The following is a 24,142-nucleotide window of genomic DNA, read 5'->3' on the forward strand; positions in this document are numbered from 1 at the left end:
TCATCATCAAAAAACATGGGAGAAAAGCTAAAACAATATTTAAATATGGGTTAGACTATATAGCTAACACATTGTTAAATGTTTTAAATCAAACAAATATAAACATAAACCATTTTTTGTCATGTACTTAGAAGATTTTTATACCTTTTTTTAGGTTATAAATTCTCAATTGAAATCACTGTGATCCGAATTAAATTATTTTTGGTTTAGGAAAAAAAATAAAATTCAGAGATGGTATCGATGTATTTTATTCTGAAGCATAGGCGAAAAAGAGAATTTTATTGCGGTAAATTCAAAGTGTAAATGGTGTTATTTCTCTTCCAAAACTTCGTTTCTAAAATATACTATAAAATCCCTTTTTCAAATCTTATTGATTTAACATAGATAAGTCATCATGATCTGTTAGTCTGTTTAATAGTACACTTTATCTGATTTTTTTGAAAATAAGCAAAGCTAAGTAATTGTTTATCAGTTATTTGGCATTTTGTAAAGGATTGTTTAACACTTTTTGTGTCTTTTGTCGAATATCGAAAACACTTGATCTAAAAGTCTGGTTTTTAATTTTTTTAACTATAATTATGTAATATAATTGTATGGGAAAACCGTAAGAAAGTAATAACATACCCGCTGTAAAGTAATAAAATGATGAAATTAATAACATATTTTTTTAGCTTATTTTTATTTGTAAACAGTTATGCAAATAATGCAGACCAAATATTACAAGTAGAGAAAGAAGGTCTTGTAGTTGTGGTTGTAGATTTTAAAGAAGGAGATAAGATAAAATTATTTGAAGTAGAAAGCGGGGATCATGTTTTGTCTAAAACACATGGAGAGATTGACCTTAGTCAATTGCCATTAGGAGCTTACTTGTTAGAGAATAATCAAGGAGAATCTGTTGTTATTGTGCGTACAGAAGAAGAGATAGATGTAGTAGGAACACTAGAAAATATCAAAAATAATTTTATAGTAGAAAATGATGCAGAAAATGGTGTACAGGAGCTTAAGGCAGAAGGTGTAGAGGAAGAGTTTATGCGTTACTATAAAAATTCAGAAATGAATATTTTAGAAATAGAGAGAGAAGGGGATTTTGTTACTGTAATTGATTTTGAAGAAGGAGATAAGATAAAATTATTTGAAGTAAAGGATACAGTACATATATTATCAAAGACAACCAACTTTATAGATCTTAGTCAATTACCAGCAGGAATTTATGTTCTTGAGAATAATAGAGGTGATGCTGTTGTAATAGAAAAGTTCGATAATAGCGATGATCTTATAGTAGATATGTAATAAAAGTATAAAAACAATATAAAAAAGGCCTTCTTGATTCTCAAGAAGGTCTTTTGTCTTTTATAGATAAAATGTATTGCATAAGTTTTTATAAGAGGAAAAACATATAGCTTAATTGTGATCTTCTGTGACTGATATAGTAAACTACATAATATGAGCTGATGATACGGTATTACTATTGACCGCATATCTTGTATAAAAAAAATCCCAATGTGATAAGTATTGGGATTTTGATAGATGAATGCTGTAGGGATGGGTTGTGATATAACCTATTCATCGATGTTATTTTGTTTGTCAAGGTTTTTTGTCATAGTAAATCCTGTAAATAAGCCGATTCCAGCCATTAGAAAGATAGTCCCTGGGTAAGCAATATCTTCTTCTACCCCTATAGAAAGATGTAAAATACCAGCAATAAAAATCCCAACACCTATCCCCATTAGTAGTAGAGATAAATTCAAAATAAAAACTTTCCAGAGAGAGGTTGTTCTTTTCTTTTTACTACTATAAAATATAGATGCGTCTGCTCCTTTTTCTATAAGAGCCATTCGTTCTTTATTTCTGGCTGAAATGAATAGGTATAAGATTCCAAAGACACTACCAAATAGTATAGGTATTATGATTACTTCTGCTCCCATGTTTTTTTGATTTAAAAAATTAATTAATACTGTTCGTTTTCTAATTAAGACGAATAATGATTCAAAGGGGTTACAAAAAAAGATAAAAAAGTTTTATACTTTTTAATGAAAAAGATGTAACCAAAGAAGATATGGTGACGTCTTATAACAAAATGAACCATCAATCAGATCAATATTATATAGATAAAGTTCTCGACGGGCAGGTAAATATGTTTTCAGTTTTAGTAGAACGTTATCAGAGTTTAGTGTACACTGTGGTGTATCGTATGCTTAAGAACAAGGAACAAGCAGAAGAAGTTGCTCAAGATACTTTTGTTAAAGCATATAAGGCTCTTGATAGATATAGAGGTGATGCTAAGTTTTCCACTTGGTTATATACAATTGCATATCGTAAGAGTTTGGATGCATTAAAAGTAAATAAACGTTTTGTGAGTTCTAGTGATATAAAAGAAATAGGAGAGGAAAATATTGAACTTGTAGAGGATGCGTTAAGTTGTTTACAAGCAAAAGAAAGGAAGCAAATTATTTTGGATAGTATTATGAAACTTCCAGAAGACGAAGCAGCAATTATTACACTTTATTATTTTGAAGAAAAAAGTGTGAAAGAGATTGTAGAAATAGTGAATTTAACAGCTGATAATGTAAAAATAAAATTGTATCGTAGTAGAAAAAAGCTATATTCAATATTACATATATCCAGAAATGAGTGGTAGCAATGGAAGAGAAATATAAAAATATTAGAAACCTAATCAAAGAAGCAGGAGTAGAAAAACCACCTGTGAATTTTATAGACAATATTATGAATCAGGTAAATATTGCTGAAGATGCATCGATGTTTGTGTATAAGCCTTTGATTTCTAAAAAGGTTTGGTGGGGTATTGGTTTACTATTGGTGTTGTTGTTGGGTAGCATCCCATTTTTATCAGATACAAAAATATCATTATTAAGTTGGATTGATTTTTCTTTTATAAAATCATTACCAAATATAAAAAATCCATTTTCGAACTATATATTTCCTAAATCAACTATTTACGGTATTTTGTTTCTTGCAATTTTGTTTTTTGTTCAAATACCAATATTGAAAAGAAGGATAGATAAAAATTTTTCCATGTAATACAGGTGTTATAGGTCTTTATTTCTTATAACTAAAACATAAAAACGATTGTCTGCATATTTATAAAATAAACACTTTTTTTAAGAGAACTACTTTTTCATATTGTAGTTTTTTTTGACTATAACTGAAACTTTTTTGTAATTATAAGTGACTTGAAAGGACTCAATAACAAGTTCGAAATTATTTTTTAGTTAAAACTCTCTAAATAAAAATCAAAATTAATACTGTTAAACAGTAAGCTAAGTCTTGGTATAATTATTTAGACGGACTTATATACTGATAAAGGTCATATTTCTTGAGTATTGTCTAGAATACTTTTGCGGTTGCAAATTGATAAGAATGCTTTTGAGGATTGATAAAAAGACAGGCTTAACTTCTTATTATTTGCTAGGAAATTTTAAAAATAATAAATAATTGAATCTATCCAGATGAAAAGTAAAAATCCCTCTTTTAAGTTTGTATTAATGTTATTTGTAATAGGATTAGTATATATAAACTCAATACAACTTCATGCACAGAAAAGTAATGAATACGGATCATTATCATTTAATAATGCTATTAATGTTTCTGGGAAACAACGAATGTTTACTCAAAAAATATCTAAAGCGTATTTATATTTATTAAACAATACTGACGATGCTCAAGCAAAAAGAGATTTACTAACAAGTCAAATAGTTTTTGAAGAACAAAACCGAGTTCTTATACAAAACTGTAAGTTTAAAGAAACTACTGATCGATTAGTAAAAGTCAATGAGTTATGGAAGAATTTTAAAAACCTTATTGACGGGCAACCAAATTATGATAATGCTAAAAAACTAATAGATATAAATACAGATTTATTAAAGGCAACGAATGATGTGGTGGTATCTATTATTTCAGCATCCAAAAAATCCATTCAAAATAATAAAAATAGTATCGAAGAGCCTGATGCGATAGAAGATATAATAGAGTTAGAGACTATAATAAATATTTCAGGAAGACAAAGAATGTTATCACAGCGTTTGGCATTTTATTATTTTGCAAATCAACTAGAACTTAAAAATAAAAACTCTACCCAAATGCTTCGTAATGTTTTTCATGAATTGGATGGAGCGATTAATAAATTACTAATATCTAAGTTTAATACTCCTAAAATCGATGAAAAGATTGGATTAGCATTTTCTAAATGGAATACGATTAAGAAAAATGCGAGTAAATTAACAAATCAAGAGTTTGATGAAGCAGAAGTGTATAAAATGAGTAATGAGCTAACCAAGGTGTTTAATGAGATTACATTGTTGTATGAAAAAGTAAGTATTTAGTTTTTTATAGTATGAAGTGATTTAAACTTTTTTCAATTCGCTATAAAAAATAACTGTTTTTCGCCAGAATCAAAAAAATAATTACATATAAAAAACCCTGAAGTAACTACTTCAGGGTTTTTTATATGTAATTATTTTTTTATTCGTCTACGATAACCCATTCTCCTTTTTCGATTAATGGAATCGCTTGCTTATACTTTACAGTTTTGTTTTCTCCGCTCATTACATGCTTAATAGTAACTTTGTCATTACGACCTATTTTTGGTTGCTCTCGTGTAATTGTCTCGGTAACTTGTGGCCTGTTTTGTGTTTCTCCAGCAGCTCTATTTTGTGCAGCACGTTCATCCATATTAGGAATTTCCTCTTTAGAGGTCTCTAGATTTTCTTTTTTACGTACTTGTCTAGCTTCAGAAATATCTTGAGTATTTCCTGTAGGTAATTCTCCTTTGAATAAAAACGAAATAACATCTTTGTTAACTTCTTCGATCATTGCTTTAAATAATTCAAAAGCTTCGAACTTGTAAATTAATAATGGGTCTTTTTGTTCATGAACAGCTAATTGTACACTCTGTTTCAGTTCATCCATTTTACGAAGATGCGTTTTCCATGCATCATCAATAATGGCAAGTGTAATGTTCTTTTCAAAATCGGTAATCAGTTGTTTTCCTTCAGAATCATATGCTTTTTGAAGATCAGTTGCTACATTAATACTTTTGACACCATCTGTAAATGGCACTAAAATTCGCTCATATTTACTAGCTGGGTCTTCATAAACTTGTTTGATGACAGGGAAAGCTGCCTCTGCATTACGTTCCATTTTGTCTTGGTAATGTACGTATGCAACTTTATAAACTTCTCCAGCAATTTTTTGAGGATCCATTTTTTCAAATTCTTCTACAGAAATAGGACTACTCATAGAGAAGTAGCGAATTAGTTCAAATTCAAAGTTTTTAAAATCTTGAGTAACTTTATTTCCTTCTGTGATTACTTCTACAGTATCATAGATCATATTGGCAATGTCTACACGAAGACGCTCACCAAATAGCGCATGATAACGACGTTTGTATACTACTTCACGTTGGGCGTTCATTACATCATCATATTCTAATAATCGCTTACGCACTCCAAAATTGTTTTCTTCTACTTTTTTCTGCGCTCTTTCTATAGATTTAGAAATCATAGAATGTTGGATCACTTCTCCTTCTTTTAATCCCATTCTATCCATCATCTTAGCAATACGCTCAGATCCAAATAATCTCATCAGATTATCTTCTAATGATACGTAGAACTGAGAACTTCCTGGATCCCCTTGTCTACCTGCACGACCACGAAGCTGTCTATCTACTCGACGAGAATCATGACGTTCGGTACCTATAATAGCAAGACCACCAGCAGCTTTTACTTCGTCAGATAATTTAATATCTGTACCACGACCTGCCATGTTTGTAGCAATAGTTACTATACCAGCATTACCAGCCTCGGCAACGATATCAGCTTCTTTTTTATGAAGTTTTGCATTTAATACATTATGAGGTACCTTTCTAATGGTTAGCATTCGACCTAATAGCTCAGATATTTCTACAGAGGTAGTACCAATAAGTACAGGTCTTCCTGCATTAGATAACGCGGTAACTTCCTCTATAACAGCATTGTATTTCTCTCGTTTGGTTTTGTATACCAAATCCTCACGGTCATACCTTGCGATAGGTCGATTGGTAGGGATTTCTACAACATCGAGTTCATAGATCTCCCAAAGCTCTCCTGCTTCTGTTACTGCGGTACCTGTCATCCCAGACAGTTTACCATACATACGAAAATAGTTCTGGAGTGTTACTGTTGCAAAGGTCTGGGTAGCATCTTCAATTTTTACATTTTCTTTTGCTTCAATAGCTTGGTGTAATCCATCACTATATCGACGACCATCCATGATACGACCAGTTTGTTCATCAACAATCTTTACTTTATTATCCATTACCACATACTCTACATCTTTTTCAAATAATGAGTATGCCTTTAGTAACTGGCGTAGGGTATGAATACGTTCACTTTTTACACTATATTCTCTAAAAAGGTCTTCTTTCTTTTCGGCTTCTTCTTCTTTAGATAACTCTAAACCTTCGATTTTAGCGATTTCCATACCAATTTGTGGTAAAACAAAGAAATCAGGGTCATCTTTTCCAGAAAGGTGATCAACTCCTTTATCGGTAAGGTCAATCTGGTTATTCTTTTCTTCGATAACGTAATACAAATCTGCATCAATTTTATGCATCTCACGATTGTTATCTTGCATATAAAAGTTTTCTGTCTTTTGAAGAAGCATTTTTACCCCTTCTTCACTTAAAAACTTAATTAATGCTTTGTTTTTAGGAATCCCTCTATATACTTGTAATAATTTGAAACCTCCTTCTTTTGCATCTCCCTCCTTGATTAGTTTTTTGGCTTCTGCTAGAACTGTAGTAAGGTATTTTTGTTGTACAGAAACAATATCTGCAATTTTAGGTTTTAATTCATCAAACTCGTGGATATCTCCTTTTGGAATAGGACCAGAAATGATCAATGGGGTACGAGCATCATCAATTAATACGGAATCTACTTCATCTATGATAGCATAGTTATGCGGGCGTTGTACCAAGTCTTTTGGTGCGTGAGACATATTATCTCTCAAGTAATCAAAACCAAATTCATTATTAGTTCCGTAAGTAATATCAGCGTTGTATGCTGCTCGACGCTCTTCAGAATTAGGTCTGTGATTATCGATACAGTCTACTGTAAGTCCATGAAACTGAAAAATAGGAGCCATCCATTCACTATCTCGACGTGCTAGATAATCATTTACGGTTACAAGGTGAACACCATTACCAGATAATGCGTTGAGGTATACGGGAAGTGTAGCTACTAGTGTTTTTCCTTCTCCAGTTTGCATTTCTGCAACTTTCCCTTCATGCAAGGCAATACCCCCTATAAGTTGTACATCATAGTGAATCATATCCCATTTTACTTCTTTACCAGCAGCATCCCAGCTTGTAGCCCAAATAGCTTTTTCATCAGTAAGAGTGATATGTTCTTTGCTGCCAGAAAGCTCACGATCATATGCAGAAGCAGTAACTTCTATAGAATCATTATTAGCAAAACGCTTGGCAGTTTCTTTTATAACAGCAAAGGCTTCAGGAAGAATATCATTCAATGCCTTTTCTGTAGCTATATAAGCTTCTTCTTTTAGTTTATCAATTTCTCCGTAGATATCTTCTTTTCTGTCAATATCCTCAGTAGTATTAGCTTCTTCGGTAAGTGCTTCGATTTTAGCATTGATTTCAGTACGAGCATCATTTATTTTGTTTTTAAATTCAAAAGTTTTGGCACGTAATTCATCATGAGAAAGCCCTTCTACGGTCTTCTCTGCTTTTTTTATAAGTTCAACTTTGGGTTGAATTTCTTTTATATCTTTTTTGGATTTATCTCCAACAAATACTTTTAATACAGAATCTAATATTCCCATAATTTTATGGTTGTGTGTTTAATGAGATTTTAGTTTCAAAAAAGAAACTATTATTTTTTTCAATAGGCAACATTCTAGTCTAATCCAATATTTGGAAATCTATTGTTATCTCAGGACCTATACAGGCCATATTATACAATACTTTTGTAATGTAAAATCATCACAAGAGAGGCGTAATTTACGCAAAAAAAAAGCCTCTTGCGAGACTTTTAATACTATTTCGTTAATTTAATATTCATCCTCATTCCAAAGATAATCTTCATCTGTAGGATAATCTGGCCATATCTCTTCTATGGAGTCGTATGAATCTCCTTCATCTTCAATTGCTTGTAGGTTTTCTACAACTTCCAAAGGTGCTCCAGTACGAATTGCGTAATCGATTAATTCGTCTTTTGTAGCTGGCCAGGGTGCATCACTTAAATAAGATGCTAATTCTAAAGTCCAATACATATGCTTACTGGTTTAATTTTTTGCAAAAATAATTTTTTAGTTTAAAAAGTCAAGTAAAAAATTGATTATTTCAACAATAATAATAAGAACGTGAATTTTTATAAGGTTTCCCTCGTTAATTTTATGCAGTTTTTAAAATTTAAGAATTCTTTTTAGGAATCCATTCAATTTCTTCTGCTTTAAGATCGAGTGTCAACTTTCGTGCCAGTACAAAAAGATAGTCAGATAGTCGGTTTAAGTACTGTAGTGTTGTTTCTTCAAAAGGCTCAATCTCGTATAATGCCGTAGCCAAACGCTCTGCTCTTCGACAGACACAACGCGCAACGTGACAGAATGACACAGTTTGGTGCCCTCCTGGTAATACAAAATGTGTCATAGGAGGAAGCGATTCATTCATTTTGTCAATTTCTTTTTCAAGTAACTCAATATCTTTACTAGATATTGTAGGTATATTTAATCGTTTTTCACCACTTTTCAAGATTGCTTTTTCAGGATCAGTCGCAAGAACAGCTCCCACAGTAAAAAGTTTATTTTGGATGTCTATTAATGTTAGCGTACTTTGAGAATCTATTTTTTGATCTCTGATAAGCCCTATATAAGAATTTAATTCGTCAACAGTGCCGTAACTATCAATACGAATATGATGTTTTGGTACTCTGGTACCACCAAAAAGAGCGGTGGTTCCTTTGTCTCCAGTTTTTGTATATATTTTCATTGAATTGCAAATTTATTTTTTTGATAGATAATTACTTAACTAATAAAAGTACTTCCTTATTATAGTTTTGATTACACCATTTGTGTTTATGATCTATTTTGTCTGGAATTTTGTAGTCATGTATTTTTTGATCTAGAAAGCCTAGCTTGGAATAAAAAAGATAAAGGTGTTTAAATGGTAGGCACCATATTTTTTTATATTGTTTATGATTTTCTAATAAATGTAAGACAACCTCTTGTGCGATTCCTATTCCTCGAAATTGCTCTAACACATATATACCTCCTAATTCTAGGTTGTTTTTATCGATATAGATAATTCTTCCTAGGCCACATTTTATACCTTCTATTTCTGCTAAAGCAATATATTCTGTATTAAAATCTGAAGATAAAAAGTCTATATTTTGATAAGTGGTATTTATCCATGCTAAATCCTTGAAGGTAGCTTTTCTTACACGTGTTTTCTTCATTTTAGTAAGCGTAACTATTTTCTACTTTTCTTTTTAGAATAATTTTTCCTAAAATTCCGTTCATCACGATTATAAAGCTTCTTTTTATTTCGTTTGGTATTCCAAGTAACAAGAGCAAATAGAATTCCTATGGCAATAACCATAAGAATAAGTTGAGTTTCTTGAGAAAGTGAATTTAGCATTATTTTACTTTTGAAGTAAAAATAACAAAAAAACGTCTCAATCTCATAGTAAGATTACTATACTATTTATAAAGAGTTGTTCATTAAAAATGCTAAATTTGTCGCGCTATGGAATTTTCTTCGAAATTATTAGAAAATGCAGTATATGAAATATCACAGTTACCAGGTATAGGAAAACGTACGGCTCTACGATTGGTATTACATTTACTTAAACAACCTAAGACTCAAACTGAGCATTTGGTAAATGCTTTGGGAACATTAAGGCAAAATATCAAGTTTTGTAAAACATGTCATAGTATTAGCGATATTGATATATGCGATATTTGTAATAACCCATCTAGAAATAGGGCGATTGTATGTGTAGTAGAGGATATACGGGATGTAATGGCTATTGAGAGTACAGGGCAATACAGAGGATTATATCATGTTCTTGGTGGTAAAATAAGCCCAATGGATGGTATTGGGCCACAAGAGTTAACTATCAATTCATTGATTCAGAAAGTTGAATCAGGAGAAATACAAGAATTGATATTTGCACTGAGTGCAACTATGGAAGGAGATACAACGAATTTTTATATATATAAACAACTAGAAGGTTTTGACATAACAACCTCTACTATAGCAAGAGGAATTGGCGTTAATGATGAACTAGAATATGCAGACGAAGTTACTTTGGGAAGAAGTATACGTAATAGAATTCCTTTTGAAAAAGCACTGAGAAATTCGTAATATAGGAGAGAGGAAGAATGAAATAATTGCAGGGATTTTGGCTTTCTGAGCTGACAGATGTGGTAGGTTGCAAAACAATATAAAAGCTAATTTTTGGATAAAAATTAATTTTTAAGTTGAATTTTAATTAAATTCGCAAAAAACATAACTAATAAACACTTTTGATTAAGGATATGGCAAAATTTGAGCTAAAGCTTCCAAAAATGGGTGAGAGTGTTGCAGAAGCAACAATAACAACTTGGTTAAAAGAAGTTGGAGATACTATCGAACTAGATGATGCAGTTGTAGAGATTGCAACAGACAAGGTAGATAGTGAGGTGCCTAGTGAGGTAGAAGGAGTACTGATCGAAAAACTTTTTGAGGTTGATGATGTGGTACAGGTAGGCCAGGCGATAGCTATCATAGAGACAGAAGGAGAAGGAGTTGTAGATTCAGTAGTAGAAGAAGTAACAACATCTCAAGAAGCTCCAAAAGAAGCAGTGGAGATAGAAACGCAAATAGAAGAAGCTACAGAAGTAGTAGGAACTACTACAGATTTCTCAGAGAGTAGTAAATTTTATTCTCCGTTAGTAAAAAATATTGCAACAGCAGAAGATATTTCGTTAAACGAATTAGAATCTATATCAGGAACAGGTAAAGATGGTCGTGTAACCAAAAACGATATTTTACAATTTGTAGAGGATCGTAAGAATGGAAAAATAGTAGCTAAGCCTGTAAAAGAAGAAGTACAAGTAAAAGCAGTTCCTGTCAAAAAGAAAGAAGTATCAAAAGTAACTCCTGTAGTAGCATCGGGAGAAGATGAAATTATAGAAATGACCAGAATGGGTAAACTAATTGCTCATCATATGGTAGAATCTATTCAAAAATCAGCACATGTACAGTCATTCATAGAAGCTGATGTAACCAATATCTGGAATTGGAGAAAGAAAATAAAGGCAGATTTTATGAAAAGAGAAGGAGAAAACCTTACGTTTACTCCAATCTTTATGGAAGCAGTAGCTAAAGCTCTCAAAGATTTCCCAATGATGAATATCTCTATTTCTGGAGATACCATCATTAAAAAGAAAAACATAAACCTAGGTATGGCTGCAGCATTACCAGACGGTAATTTGATAGTTCCTGTTATCAAAAATGCAGATCAGTTGAATTTGGTAGGTATGACCAAAGCAGTAAATGATTTGGCAAATAGAGCACGTAATAATGCTTTAAAACCAGATGATATACAAGGAGGAACATATACGGTAACCAATGTAGGTACATTTGGGAGTATCATGGGAACACCAATAATCAATCAACCGCAAGTAGGTATACTCGCGTTGGGAGCCATAAGAAAAGTTCCTGCGGTAATTGAGACTCCTGACGGAGATTTTATTGGTATTCGATATAAAATGTTCTTATCGCATTCATATGACCATAGAGTTGTAAATGGTGCTTTAGGAGGACAGTTTGTGCAACGAGTACAAGAATACCTCGAAGCTTGGGATGTAAATAGAGAGTTCTAAAGTTATACTACTCATAATGAAATTATAAAAACCACAGCAAATCTTGTTGTGGTTTTTTGTTTTCCATTTTTTACATAAATCGGAAAACAAAAAGAGTGCTAAGTAGGTAACATTTTTATTCGATAAGACATAAATATATAAACAACTAAACAGATATGAATAAAATTATTTTATTATTAATCTTTACAGGAATGTCGTTCATAGGGAATTCCCAAATAGAGAACCCAACTGTTGATAAAATAAAAAAGCGATTAATTTTTAACTCAGAAAAACATCTACAAGATTTTATAAAATTTTATACTTCTGATGATAATGAAGATCGGTTAATCAGTGTAGTTTCAATGTTAGAAAGTAAAGGGTTTGAAAGCTTGTTAAATCAAGCCAAAAAACTTGAATATTATAAACAAAATTTAATAGATATCCCTGAGGGAGATATAGAGGATGATCCATTAATTGGAGATGATAGGTTAGCACGTTTGCTTAATAATAATAGAGAAATTGTAGTTGGAGGTAATGTTTATAAATATGAATCTAATGGAGTGTATTTTGTGAATGGTGTCAATAGTGATATTAAGCAAAAAGTAAATGCTAAAAAAAAATCGTCAAAATCATATGTTAATTTCCCATCTCAAACGATAAATAATAATATAGTATATGATTTAGGAGACAATGTGAAGTTTTTTAATTTTAATTACGAAAATTCTATTAGTAATAGAAATTCTGCTCTTCCAGAAAATTTTGAGGCTAAAGTATCAAACACTGATATCTATGCACCTCCCTATACTTTAGAGAATTGTAATTTTGATGATTCTGGTTTTTTTGAATCATTCCTTCCTGGAAGTTCAGAGGTCTGTAGAAGTTATATTAACAATGATAAGAGAATTCGTACAAAATTTTCAAACCAGAATTATTTACTTTTTTCTTCGGTATATGCAAAAGTAAAATCTCAGAAAAAAAAGAAAATTTTAGGAATTTCTATTTGGAAGAAAGATAATTTTTGTAGGTATTTAGAGATGGGAAGAACAGTGGTTCTTAGGTATCCTGTTGAATATCCAGCTCCTCCTACTTTTAACCACAGTTTTTTAATTAAAGATAATAATTACAACCGAGTAATTGATATTAATGGTAATACATTGCATACAGGTATTCAGGGTACTACTAATATTTTTGAAAAGTTTCCTTTTAAAAATGGATTTAATTATGAAATTTATCATAATGTTGGAAAAAAGTTAGATACATTAAGAATAGATATTGATATAAATAAACTTATTTCTAAAGGATTAAAGGGCTTGCTGAAAGGTTTAGGTAAAGAATTTAATGATGTTTTTGGAAATGAATCCCAAGCTAACGTTATAATGACATTTGATACACCAGATGGAATATACGTGGCAGAATATGGAAAAAGAGAGCGTAAATATGGGCGTTCAATAATTAAAAAAGTATATGAGCCTCTCAATTTTGAAATAAAACTTACCACTGACGCAGAAAATTTCTTTGGAGATTTAATAAAAAATATAAAACCAGATGATGTGTTAAATGCTAAAACTTATGAAATTGTAGTATTGGATTTATATGGATTTGGTAGTTATAATGGCAGTATTTATGGAAGTAGAGTTGTTAAGGGAGATTTGAATGATGAAAACTCTAATGGAATCGATTCTGATGGAGATGGAGTGCCTGATCATGAAGATTTTTGCAGATACCAAAAAGGTATTAAAAAATATAGAGGATGCCCATATTCCCTTTTAGATAAGCAATCATTATATGCAAGTAGAGTGAATAAACATATTGATGTAACTACCTCAAAGTCTTCTTCAGATACTCAGACATTTGGAGCTTGTTATGAATTAGAACTCAGATCTGCTGATTATCCTTCTATTGTTAATCAGGTGCAGGGGGGAGTTTATCCAAAATATGATATTATTGCTGGTAAAGGGATTTCAATAAAAGGAGAATCAAATATAAGTATTCGACCAACTGGTAATACCAAAACGATTACTTTAAAAATTCAAACTAATCCATGTGAAATTATTAAGCCAGTTAACAAACAATCTTCTAATGTTAAAAGTCAAAATATCACTTTATCCAAAGAGAATAGTGCTAGCCAAGGGGAAACTGAACTTTTTTCTTTTTATCCTAACCCCTTCTCTGATGTGCTAAATCTAGAATATAAAGAAGGAATTATTGATTGGAGAATAAGGAATAGTCAAGGTTTAGAGGTTTTAGCAGGTAATAATGATAAGAATACTAGTATTATGATAAATACTAATACTTTAGATTTAGGGGTTTATTTTTTAAACGTTACTATTTCTAATGAGCAAATAATTAATAAGATTATAGTAAAAGAATAATATAAAACCATTTGTTTAAACGGTAACATTTGTATTCGGCAAGACATTAAATAGGTAATACTAAAAATTAAATAGATAAATATTAATATATCATGAAAAGAATAATGTTGATGATGACTTTGCTTAGTGTATTTTATAATGCTCAAGCTCAATGGAATTCTAATGGTGATAATACCACTTCTGGGACAGTAAGTGCAACCCAATTCAAAATGACATCGGGTGATGGAATGAGCGGGCTTTTTATTCAGAGACCTCAATCCTCAAACGATCCTTTTAGGATAACCATGGGATCACAAACTATTAAAGGAGGTATTATGATTGGAAGAGAGGACTGGAGCAGTAAAGTGTTAATCCCTTGGAATGTTGGTATAGGTACTACAAATCTTGGAGGTAATAAGTTGGCAGTTAAAGGGAATGTATTTGTTGAAGGTAATTTAAAATTAAGTAGTGTTTCGATGGATTCAGGAGATGGAAAGGCAACTCTATATATTCAAAAACCAAATTCTTCGGATGATCCATTTAAGATAACTATGGGGGCGCAAACAATTAGAGGAGGTATTATGATTGGAAGAGAAGATTGGAATAGTAAAGTTATGATTCCTTGGGATGTTGGTATTGGTACAAGAGATACTCAGGGATATAAATTAGCTGTAAATGGTAAAATAAGAGCTAAAGAAATCAAAGTGGATACTGGATGGTCTGATTTTGTATTTTATGATAATTACGAGTTGCCTACATTAATTGAAGTAGAAAATCATATTAAAGAAAAAGGACATTTAAAAGATATACCTAGTGCAAAAGAGGTAGAGGAAAACGGTATTTTTTTAGGAGAAATGGATGCTAAGTTATTACAAAAAGTCGAAGAATTAACACTTTAGACTATCCAACAACAAAAAGAAATAGAAGAGCTAAAATCTTTAGTTAAAAAGTTGATAGAAACTAAGAACTAAACGTTAATAATTTTCAATAACTAGTCTAATACTGTCTTTTGATTTTTCGCTTTTGATACGCCTTACATTTATACTTTCCTAATTTTTATTTATAATCAGATTGTAAGTGTAGTGTGATGCTACATCTGTTAGTGGAATTAAAATTAGCAGTTGCACCCTGCTTTTGTAGGGATACTTTTTATAATTAGTCGTTGAGCATTTCTTTGATACCCAATAGGACTTACTTTTAAAAATAAACTCTTATCTAGATCAGTATCATTTTGGATGTATATGATCGTTCGCTTTTTTTGTTTTTCTTCTACAAGGAAAATAGATTTTTCTTGAGTAGAATTTATGAAATAAAAAAGGAATATAATTATAGAAAAAATGATTTTTATTATAGTTATTTTACTCATTGTAAACTTTAGCCAAGATGAATGGGGTTATTTTTTAGGAGATGAAAGAAAAGAAATATGTAATATCAAAGGTTCTGACAAACATATAAGAATTTTGGTAGATGAGGCTATAGATGATTTGTTATCCGAAATAAAATAAACAGTATTAAAAATGATGATCGATAAAGAGGCATGTATTGTGGAACTCAAATCAAAATTCGAAAGTTACGCTTCTATAGAACAAGAATCCTGGTTGTTGATGCGATCTATTATTGATTTTCAAATATTGAAAAGAGAAGAAGTTTTGCTTAGGCATGGAGAGGTAGCAAAAAACTTTTATTACGTATGCAAAGGAGCATTAAGAGCATATTTTACTAATAGTGATGGTGATACGTATAATAAAAATATTTTTCTTGAAAATAATTTTGCGGGATCAACAGTATCCTATTTACAAAAGACACCTTCAGCTTTTACATTAGAAGCTCTAGAAGATTCTGTATTAATAGCTATTAATTATAAGAAATATAGAGATCTCATTACAAAAAAAGAAGATCTCAAAAATTTCTATATCGCTTATCTCGAAAAAAACTGGGTAATAGAAAAAGAGCAAAGAGAAATCTCTTTGGTTATGCAGAATGCAACACAAAGATATCTTCAACTTTTGCAACAATACCCAAATATAGATCAAAGAATACCACAATTACATATAGCGTCACATATAGGAGTGACACCTACTCAGCTTAGTAGAATAAGAAAAGAGATAAAGAAAAACTCTTGAATCAACATATGTAAATGCATAGCTGGGTACTCTATTTTATTTTTGTACTAAATTTAAGATAGAGTATTATGACAGTATTACAGAACCAAGAATGGCGTTATGCCACAAAACTTTTTGATCCTTCAAAAAAAATATCTGATATAGATTTAGCTACAATAAAAGAAGTACTTCGATTATCGGCATCTTCGTATGGTCTTCAATTGTATAAAATATTAATCATACAGAATCAAGAATTGAGAGAGGAATTAAAGAGATTTTCATGGGATCAAAGCCAGATAACAGATGCCTCTCATCTCATCGTATTTTGTAATTATACTACAGTAACAGATCAAGATATAGATCAATATATAGCACTCAAAGAGGTAATGACACAAGCAAGTAAGAATGATTTGGTACAGTATGGCGATTTTATAAAAAGTAAAATTAAAGAAAAGTCAAAATCAGAAATTGCTCATTGGACTGCTTTACAGACTTATATTACTCTTGGTAATTTATTGAATGTTTGTGCTGAGCTTAGGATTGATGCTTGCCCAATAGAAGGATTTGTTTCTGAGAAATATAATGAAATATTGAAGCTTAGAGAAAAAGGGGTAAGTACAGCGGTTATTGCTACAATAGGGTATCGATCAGATCATGATCAAACACAATTCATACCAAAAACAAGAAAACCTATGGATAAACTATTTGAAACCCTATGAATCAGTATGTCTTGGTGGTTTTAGCATTTGTAGGAGGTATATTTCTGGCTATGCAAGGGGGATTGAATGCGCATCTTGGAGTGATTTTAAAAAACCCATTGATAGCATCAGCTGTAGCTTTTTTTAGCAGTCTAATTTTTGCATTTATATTTATAGTTGTAAGTGTAAGAGATGTACCGAGTTTGAGTGAGTTAAAGGATGTACCTGTTTATTTATGGTTTACAGGTGGATTATGTAGTGTTATTGGAGTTAGCTTATATTATTATACAATTCCAAAATTAGGTATTGCAACAATGATCTCACTTGGACTATGTGGGCAGTTAGTTTTTTCACTACTTGCTGGTCAGTTTGGGTGGTTGAATTTGCCTACAGAACCTATGACACTCAAAAGAATAATAGGAGTAGTCTCGATGAGTATAGGGATCATACTTATCACTATAAAGTAAAATCATTAAAGAGTTTCATATTTTAAAAAAATAATATAATTAGACACATGAAAGAAATGTCAAAAATGATAGTATCTAATATCAATAATCTTACTTCTTTATGGAAGACAGTAGGTGTTCCTTTTGACACTTATGCAACAACGCCAGAATTTGACTATTGTTTAGCAATAAAAAAAGGAGATTGGCCTAACAGATTGTGGTTTCATAAGAAAGTAGCGCAAAAAAATATTGACTTAACTAAAGAAAAAATAAGAACTTCTGGCTTGATCGTTCCTCATTGGGATATAAAAGGAGGTGATTCATATCAACTTTTTGAAGAAAATGGATTTAAACTAAAATTTGAACAAACAGGAATGCATTTAAGGTTGCATACCCTTTTTGAGGTAGAAAAAACAGTAACTATAGTACCTGTTATAAAAGAAAAAGAAGCTAGAATATGGGCAGAATTATACCCCATGGCATTTGGATATAAAATACCCTCTGATATATTGATGAGAACTCAAAATGATATTCAGTATTATTTAGCATATTATCAAAACCAACCTGTTGCGACAATAATAGTACATCAAACTGGCAAAATTACAGGAGTGCATGGTATTGGTGTTATTCCAGCAATGAGAAAAAGAGGATTTGCTGGACAAATAATGAAATTATTAATAAACGATGCTATTACTAGAGGAAGTGAGTATATGACATTACAAGCCTCTGCGATGGGAAAAAATATATATCTAGGGTTAGGGTTTGAAGAACAGTTTATAATAAAGAACTATATAATATGATAAAAGCTCAGGTCTTCATCAGACCTGAGCTTTTATCATATTATATAGATTTAGTTATTTTCTTTTTTCCATTTATGTAAGTTGATAACGAGTAGGATGCTAGCTACCGCCATCAATAAAAGAATCCATATTTCTGAGTAGTTGGAGGCTTCATGCATAATTGCTTCTGCTACATGATATACGTTAAATAGAGCAACGATAATTGCCCATATGAATGATACCCATCGAAACCATTTTTGCGATAGTTGCACCGTGAGTACAGCAAACAAAAAGGCAAGACCTTCCATCAAGATACGCCATTGATGTGCCCAAAAAGGCGTTTCCCCTGTAGACCCTTCAATAAATACAGATTCATTAAAGAATACAGTCGCTAGTCCATAAATATGGTGAAACATAAATCCAAGGATGATAAACATCCATAGTATGATAATTTTTGTTTTCATTGTTATATAATTTGAATTGTTTTTTTCTGTTTCTAATGATTCACTTGCTAGAGTGCTATCTATATTTTCTCTAGAAGTAAGTTGTCTTTCTTCTTCTTTTAAAGAAGCAATGTTTTTATAGTCTATAGGGTTTTTGTTGTATGCGCTTTGCTCTTTTACCTGAGGTTGTATTTTAAAATAAAAGATCAAAGAAAATACTGCTATGATAATCCATAGAAGGTCAATAAATAAGATATCAAATTGATGATTGATATAGGTGTCCCATATCCAATTTCCTGATACAAATCCATTAATAATTGGAATTAAAAAACCAAATATTGCACCAAGTAATAGGCTGCATTTGTTTGTGAAATAATTATCTCTTTTGAATCTAAAAAATAGAATTGTGATTAACCATGTGATAAAATAGAAATAATAGATAGTGGTTAACTTGTCTTCAAAATATCCATTTGATATTTTGACAAATATAAATGCCAGTGCAGTAACAGGAAGCATTGATAAGCAGATTGCCATATAGATATGCCCTACTTTGGCAGTGTATAATCGTTGACTAATCGACATATTCTTTTTATTACGCGCTTCGATCCAAATTAAAACACCTGTAATAATAACGAAGCAAGTAATCAATGCTAGAATAAAATACGCGATTCTTACAGCAATATTTCCATAATCGGCAAAATGAAGACGCCCTAGTACTCGTTGAACATCTTCTTTGTAAACCGTTTTATAGGGGTCTTTTTCTACTTCAATTTTCCCTTTTGTAATCGTATAAGAAAGACGTCCTTTACCAATAAAACGTTGATCACTTTCCAATTCTCCATTCAAAATATATTTCATATTGGTTCCTCCGTAATTACGAATAAACCCTTTTTTTAGATGAAAGTTATCCCAACGATCTGATGCTTGTTGAGCAAATTGATTGAATTCAGGAATATTTTGATCAGTTTTTTTAACCCATTCAATAACCTCGCTTTCTGGGCGTAAATCTTTTATAAGTTTATCTTGATCCCCATTGTATAGAAAATTTGCAGGAATAAGTACCAATAGACTTAAACAGAAATATACACCTGTTATGGCAAAGATAAATTGAAAAGGAAGTCCTATTATTCCTAAAGCGGTGTGTGCATCTGTCCAAAGCCGTTTTAGTGTAGCTCTGGGATTAAAGGCATAAAAATTAGGGATAATTTTTTTCCAGTGAACAATAACACCAGTAACGATAGCAAATAAAAAAAATAAGGATACAAAGCCAGCAAGATAAATACCTATATAGGAGAACTGATCGAAGAAGTGTAATCGATATAAGAATTCACCTAGACTATAATACTCGGTATATGATTGTGTCTCTAATGAATTAATGTCTAAATATAAATAATGATACTCTTTTCCTTTTTCGGATGCCAAGGAATCTTTGCTAACATCCATAGATACATAAAGTTTATTAGCTTGAGTCTCTATGTTAAACTGAATATCCCTACCAGTTAATTCATATTCGGTATCTAATTTTTTTAATATATGATCATAATCAATGTCTTTTCCTTCAATATGTGTTTTTGTTTTTCCCTCTTCCCATATTGTGATTTCTTCTCTAAACAATGCAAATGCACCGGCAAAGAAAATTACGTATAATGCAAAACTTATAACAATACCACTTACAGTATGCGTGTTGAATAATACGTTGTGATTTCTTTTATTCATTAGATAAATGGATTATTTTGATTTCCTAGATAATATATTCCAAAGAGTACTCCAGTGATAGTAAGGTATAGTAACCAAACTTTCCATCCATTTTTGAATAAGAAAGGGATAATCAAAAACGTGCACCAGACAATAAATGAAGTGAATATTGATGAAATTAAAATTTCTTTAGGATTAGGTAAAAATAGTGGTAAGCACATATGCAATAAAGCACTGATAATATAACCACCTACTATTCCTGCCGAAATTTTGGCAAATTGCTGCCAAGGTGATTTATTTAAATATTTAGGATTTGCTGGCATGGCGTAGAATATAAATTTGAAAATTAAAAATGTGAAAAATAGAATTTAAAATAAAACTATATGGTAATTTGATATTATAAGTAATCATCTGTTTATTATAACCCAAATAACTCTAAGTAGTTTAACTTAGAGTTATTTGAGTGCTTAAGATGTTAGTTAAGGTCAACTATAAAACACATTAAAACTTGTATGATATAGTACCTAAAAACGCACGTGATGCTTGTGGATTTATAGTGCTCCAACCTTTATAGTACTCTTCATCTGTAAGGTTATTTGCTTTTATCCCTATTCTGAATTTTTTAGCATCATAGTATACAGATGCATTTACTATAGTATATTCAGGAAGTGTAAATTGACCTGAAATATTATTGTTCAAAGTAAAGTATTCAGAAGCTCCATTAAAACCAGCTCCGATACCAAAATTTTCTAAGAATGTTCCTTTCTGGAATTTATAATCTGCCCAGAAGTTATAAAGAGTTTCTGGTCCAGCTTCTTCTGGTCTAGTATCTTTTAAAACATCAAAATCAGTATTAGAAATCTCACTTTCATTATAAGAATAAGAAGCTCTTATGTTTAATCCATTAATTGGAGTTGCATTAACTTCAATTTCAACTCCTTGACTTATTGTTTCATCAATAGAAATTCTTCGTACTAATAATGGGTCAGTTGGATCGCCAGCATCTTTATCATTTACTATTATGTGGTAATAACTAATTCCTGCATTAAGTTTACCATTAAACAAATTGGTTTTAAAACCAGCCTCAAATTGTTCTGATTTTAAAGGGTCAAAAGTTGTAACAGTACCATCAGTACCTACATTAGGATCAACATTGATAAAACCAGTTTGGTAATTAGCAAATAAAGATAATTTGTTTAATATAGGTTGATATACAATTCCTGCAGTTGGAGAAAATGTTGTTTTAGTATAGTCGTCCAAAGGTTCGTTCTCATCACCATCCTGATCAAAATAGTTTAAACGCAATCCAATCATTGCAGATAAGTTGGGAGAAAAATTGATTACATCAGATACATATGTTGCAAAAGTTTGAGATTTAGTATCGATAACAGTAGCAGGCATCAAATCAAAAATAGGATCAAGTTCAGCTCTGGTAATTCTGTAATTACTGTTAGGAGTAAAAGGGGTTGGTAATACCTCTCCATTTGGTAAAAAGAAAGCATCAAAAAATGGAAACCCTGGAAGGTTAGGGTTGCTAAATTTATTGCGAAACCCACTGGATTTGGTGAAATAATCCAAACCGAGTACCATTCTGTTACGTATTTTACCAATTTTAAAATCTCCAATAAAATTCTGTTGAACATTTATAGTAGAGGCATATTCATCTCTTTTATCCATTACTCTGGTAAGTACATTTTGTTGTAAAAGTTGATTAGCAAAAGCTTGAGTATTAGGATCAGGAGAAGCTAATAATGGTACCGCTGCTCCTTCTACCATGTATTGGTAATATCCATCACTATCTGTATTACTGGTAGCTACTATAGTTTGAGAAGTCCATTGGTCAGAAATTTTGTAATCGCCTATTGCTCGTGTAGTCAAAGTTGGTACCGTTAAGAAAATATCATCATTGGTAAATGATTTGTCATTATCCAGGCCAAATTCTTCAATAGTATTAGAAACCATTGGGTATCCTCTGCGCAAGAAAACCATCAAAGGATTGGTTTGTTTGGTGCGTGAATATTCAATACCAAAAGAAAGGTTAAGTCGATTATTTACCCTGTATGAAAAAGAAGGTGCAATAAAGAATGTTTTTTTGAACCCAGCATCCTGAAAACTATCTTGTGTAAGATAAGAAGTGTTTAATCTAAAATAAAGATTTTCTGAGTTTCCTAGAGGAGTATTGATGTCTACAGATACTCGGTGTGTATTAAAAGAACCTCCAGTGTAGGTAACACTTCCTCCAAAGCCTTGATACGGTTTTTTGGTAACTACGTTAATTAGCCCTCCTAATGATGGTACAGTACTACCAAAAAGGGTAGCGGTAGGGCCTTTTAATACTTCTATACGTTCTATATAAGAAGGATCAACAGCACTAAATGTAAATCCAGGAAGACCATCAATAAATGAAGATTGGCCAGAAAAACCTCTCATACTGTAATAACTGGTTCCTTGACCAGAACGTCCTGTAGCTTCCCAAAGTTTATTAACTCCAGCAGCATTGATTAAGGCATCGTCAAAACTAGTTACTAGTTGAGATTCTAATAACTCAGAAGTAACAGTACTGTATACTTGAGGATTTTCTAAATCTTTTAATGGTAATTTAGCTACATATGCTGTCTTTTTTCTAGAAAATTTATTTGCTTGTTCTCCCACCAGAAAAACTTCTGATAGTATTTCATTTCCTTCATATAAAATGATCCCACCGAGTTCTTTTGTTTCGTTATTAGCTATTGTAAGAGAGAACTCTCTTGTTTTAAATCCTAAATACGACACTACCAGTGTATGATCCCCATTAGGTATGTTTGCTATTTCAAAAATTCCGTTTTCATTGGTTTGTACTCCTCGAGTTGAATTTTTTATTAAAACGTTAACTCCAGATAATACACTTTGGGTATTATCTGTTATTGTTCCTTTGACTGTTCCATTTTGGGAAAACCCAAGGACGCCTAAGGTCAAAAAGAATAAGATTGATAATTGATTTTTCATTACTTTTATTTGTTATTTTAAGTAGTCCATTTCGCGCAAATGTAGTGGGGGGATAGTAATTATCCAAGGTTATCTGTAATAAATCTAAATAAAAATAGATTTTATTAAGAGATTGTTAGATAAATAAGAAGATTACTATGGTTTTTTATAGAATTGTTGCATTTTACTTGATAATTAAAAGCAGTAAAAAGACTTTTTGTACCAATTTTTGTTTGAATTTAGCTAAAGATGAGTGGTAGATTTTTGATTTAGGTAAGAAAATAAAAAAATAAGCTGAGCTATTTCAAGATTAAAAAAGATAGAAGAAACGGTGGTAAGTGAGCAGAAAATAAAGAGGATATCTTTATCTTTTGCAAGGAATTATTAGTTTAGGTACAAAGAGTCTTTGTTATAGGCTGTCATTTGGTTTTAGTTTTACATTGTTTATATCTATAGTTTCAGCTTCTTTATTTACAATCAAATCATATGTATAGTGAGATTTTACATTAAGTAAAGGAATGAGGATGCGCATCTGCATTTTACTTTTGGCAGGGATATTTTTGATAATTGGTCGTTGTGCACTTTTTCTATATCCTACAGGGTTTATTTTTAGAAACACATTCTTTTCTTTATCGGTATCATTTTGTATATAAATGATTGTACGTTTTTTTAACTTTTTTTCTATCAAGTGTACAGTACCAATTTGGCTATATCCAGATATGATTGTAAAGAATAGAGTTACGAATAGAAGTAGATAATATTTAGGTGGTACTATAGACATGTGATACAGGTAATTTATTTGGAA

Annotated in this window: 23 protein-coding genes; 13 read left to right on the forward strand and 10 right to left on the reverse strand. The window is 31.2% G+C overall.

Translation table 11 applies throughout. The features are described from left to right. The first annotated feature begins 642 nt into the window (after window positions 1-642). Window positions 643-1,290, forward strand: coding sequence for a hypothetical protein (locus CVD18_RS08250; RefSeq protein ID WP_146052736.1), 648 nt, complete (start codon window positions 643-645; stop codon window positions 1,288-1,290). Window positions 1,291-1,559: 269 nt separating this feature from the next. Here CVD18_RS08250 and CVD18_RS08255 read toward each other — a convergent pair whose 3' ends face one another. Further along, window positions 1,560-1,925: a DUF6249 domain-containing protein gene (locus CVD18_RS08255; protein WP_103864972.1), complete on the reverse strand. Its 366-nt coding sequence runs from the start codon at window positions 1,923-1,925 to the stop codon at window positions 1,560-1,562. 152 nt (window positions 1,926-2,077) lie between these two features. Here CVD18_RS08255 and CVD18_RS08260 point away from each other — a divergent pair, with 152 nt between their 5' ends. From CVD18_RS08260 to CVD18_RS08270, 3 genes are all read left to right on the forward strand, one after another. After that, window positions 2,078-2,638 (forward strand): RNA polymerase sigma factor, encoded by a 561-nt coding sequence (locus tag CVD18_RS08260; protein WP_233194509.1) that lies wholly within the window; start codon window positions 2,078-2,080, stop codon window positions 2,636-2,638. A gap of 2 nt (window positions 2,639-2,640) precedes the next feature. Next, complete coding sequence (locus CVD18_RS08265; protein ID WP_103864973.1) at window positions 2,641-3,039, forward strand: hypothetical protein; 399 nt, start codon at window positions 2,641-2,643, stop codon at window positions 3,037-3,039. Between the two features lie 428 nt (window positions 3,040-3,467). Further along, window positions 3,468-4,340, forward strand: a complete 873-nt coding sequence (locus CVD18_RS08270) for a type IV pili methyl-accepting chemotaxis transducer N-terminal domain-containing protein (protein WP_103864974.1) — start codon at window positions 3,468-3,470, stop codon at window positions 4,338-4,340. A 139-nt stretch (window positions 4,341-4,479) separates the two neighbouring features. Here the strand turns inward: CVD18_RS08270 and secA are convergent, their stop codons facing one another. From secA to CVD18_RS22525, 5 genes are all read right to left on the reverse strand, one after another. Further along, window positions 4,480-7,836 carry a preprotein translocase subunit SecA gene (secA, locus tag CVD18_RS08275; protein ID WP_103864975.1) on the reverse strand — a complete coding sequence of 1,119 codons (3,357 nt, stop codon included), beginning with the start codon at window positions 7,834-7,836 and terminating at the stop codon, window positions 4,480-4,482. Between the two features lie 228 nt (window positions 7,837-8,064). Beyond that, a complete protein-coding gene (locus tag CVD18_RS08280; protein ID WP_008272287.1) occupies window positions 8,065-8,286 on the reverse strand; it encodes a DUF2795 domain-containing protein in 222 nt (73 codons plus the stop codon). A 139-nt stretch (window positions 8,287-8,425) separates the two neighbouring features. Continuing rightward, on the reverse strand, window positions 8,426-9,001 hold the full coding sequence (locus tag CVD18_RS08285; RefSeq protein ID WP_103864976.1) for a cob(I)yrinic acid a,c-diamide adenosyltransferase: 576 nt from the start codon (window positions 8,999-9,001) through the stop codon (window positions 8,426-8,428). A 31-nt stretch (window positions 9,002-9,032) separates the two neighbouring features. Then, window positions 9,033-9,467 (reverse strand): GNAT family N-acetyltransferase, encoded by a 435-nt coding sequence (locus tag CVD18_RS08290; protein ID WP_103864977.1) that lies wholly within the window; start codon window positions 9,465-9,467, stop codon window positions 9,033-9,035. A 14-nt stretch (window positions 9,468-9,481) separates the two neighbouring features. After that, window positions 9,482-9,649: a hypothetical protein gene (locus CVD18_RS22525; RefSeq protein ID WP_158250413.1), complete on the reverse strand. Its 168-nt coding sequence runs from the start codon at window positions 9,647-9,649 to the stop codon at window positions 9,482-9,484. 108 nt (window positions 9,650-9,757) lie between these two features. Between CVD18_RS22525 and recR the strand changes: the two genes are divergently transcribed. From recR to CVD18_RS08330, 9 genes are all read left to right on the forward strand, one after another. Next, on the forward strand, window positions 9,758-10,378 hold the full coding sequence (recR, locus tag CVD18_RS08295) for a recombination mediator RecR (protein ID WP_103864978.1): 621 nt from the start codon (window positions 9,758-9,760) through the stop codon (window positions 10,376-10,378). A gap of 173 nt (window positions 10,379-10,551) precedes the next feature. Next, window positions 10,552-11,880, forward strand: coding sequence for a dihydrolipoamide acetyltransferase family protein (locus CVD18_RS08300; protein ID WP_103864979.1), 1,329 nt, complete (start codon window positions 10,552-10,554; stop codon window positions 11,878-11,880). Between the two features lie 155 nt (window positions 11,881-12,035). Then, on the forward strand, window positions 12,036-14,231 hold the full coding sequence (locus CVD18_RS08305) for a T9SS type A sorting domain-containing protein (protein WP_103864980.1): 2,196 nt from the start codon (window positions 12,036-12,038) through the stop codon (window positions 14,229-14,231). A 92-nt stretch (window positions 14,232-14,323) separates the two neighbouring features. Further along, window positions 14,324-15,109 (forward strand): hypothetical protein, encoded by a 786-nt coding sequence (locus CVD18_RS08310; protein WP_146052737.1) that lies wholly within the window; start codon window positions 14,324-14,326, stop codon window positions 15,107-15,109. Between the two features lie 438 nt (window positions 15,110-15,547). After that, on the forward strand, window positions 15,548-15,715 hold the full coding sequence (locus CVD18_RS22530) for a hypothetical protein (RefSeq protein ID WP_158250414.1): 168 nt from the start codon (window positions 15,548-15,550) through the stop codon (window positions 15,713-15,715). 12 nt (window positions 15,716-15,727) lie between these two features. Continuing rightward, window positions 15,728-16,333, forward strand: coding sequence for a Crp/Fnr family transcriptional regulator (locus tag CVD18_RS08315; protein WP_103864982.1), 606 nt, complete (start codon window positions 15,728-15,730; stop codon window positions 16,331-16,333). A 68-nt stretch (window positions 16,334-16,401) separates the two neighbouring features. Beyond that, window positions 16,402-17,031 (forward strand): NAD(P)H-dependent oxidoreductase, encoded by a 630-nt coding sequence (locus CVD18_RS08320; protein ID WP_103864983.1) that lies wholly within the window; start codon window positions 16,402-16,404, stop codon window positions 17,029-17,031. Continuing rightward, window positions 17,028-17,477 (forward strand): DMT family transporter, encoded by a 450-nt coding sequence (locus CVD18_RS08325; RefSeq protein WP_103864984.1) that lies wholly within the window; start codon window positions 17,028-17,030, stop codon window positions 17,475-17,477. Before CVD18_RS08320 ends, CVD18_RS08325 begins: the two co-directional genes overlap by 4 nt. Before the next feature lie 47 nt (window positions 17,478-17,524). After that, on the forward strand, window positions 17,525-18,256 hold the full coding sequence (locus tag CVD18_RS08330; protein ID WP_103864985.1) for a GNAT family N-acetyltransferase: 732 nt from the start codon (window positions 17,525-17,527) through the stop codon (window positions 18,254-18,256). 50 nt (window positions 18,257-18,306) lie between these two features. Here the strand turns inward: CVD18_RS08330 and CVD18_RS08335 are convergent, their stop codons facing one another. The 4 genes from CVD18_RS08335 to CVD18_RS08350 all read right to left on the reverse strand — a co-directional run bounded on the left by CVD18_RS08335 (window position 18,307) and on the right by CVD18_RS08350 (window position 24,118). Then, window positions 18,307-20,394: a PepSY domain-containing protein gene (locus CVD18_RS08335; RefSeq protein WP_103864986.1), complete on the reverse strand. Its 2,088-nt coding sequence runs from the start codon at window positions 20,392-20,394 to the stop codon at window positions 18,307-18,309. Next, window positions 20,394-20,696, reverse strand: coding sequence for a hypothetical protein (locus CVD18_RS08340; protein ID WP_103864987.1), 303 nt, complete (start codon window positions 20,694-20,696; stop codon window positions 20,394-20,396). Before CVD18_RS08340 ends, CVD18_RS08335 begins: the two co-directional genes overlap by 1 nt. Window positions 20,697-20,874: 178 nt before the next feature. Next, window positions 20,875-23,358 (reverse strand): TonB-dependent receptor, encoded by a 2,484-nt coding sequence (locus CVD18_RS08345; RefSeq protein WP_103864988.1) that lies wholly within the window; start codon window positions 23,356-23,358, stop codon window positions 20,875-20,877. Between the two features lie 388 nt (window positions 23,359-23,746). Next, the gene (locus CVD18_RS08350; RefSeq protein ID WP_103864989.1) at window positions 23,747-24,118 is read right to left on the reverse strand and encodes a hypothetical protein; all 372 of its coding nucleotides are present in this window, start codon (window positions 24,116-24,118) and stop codon (window positions 23,747-23,749) included. Window positions 24,119-24,142 lie beyond the last annotated feature (24 nt).

The sequence above is a fragment of the Aquimarina sp. I32.4 genome, assembly GCF_002924285.1.
Taxonomy (GTDB): domain Bacteria; phylum Bacteroidota; class Bacteroidia; order Flavobacteriales; family Flavobacteriaceae; genus Aquimarina.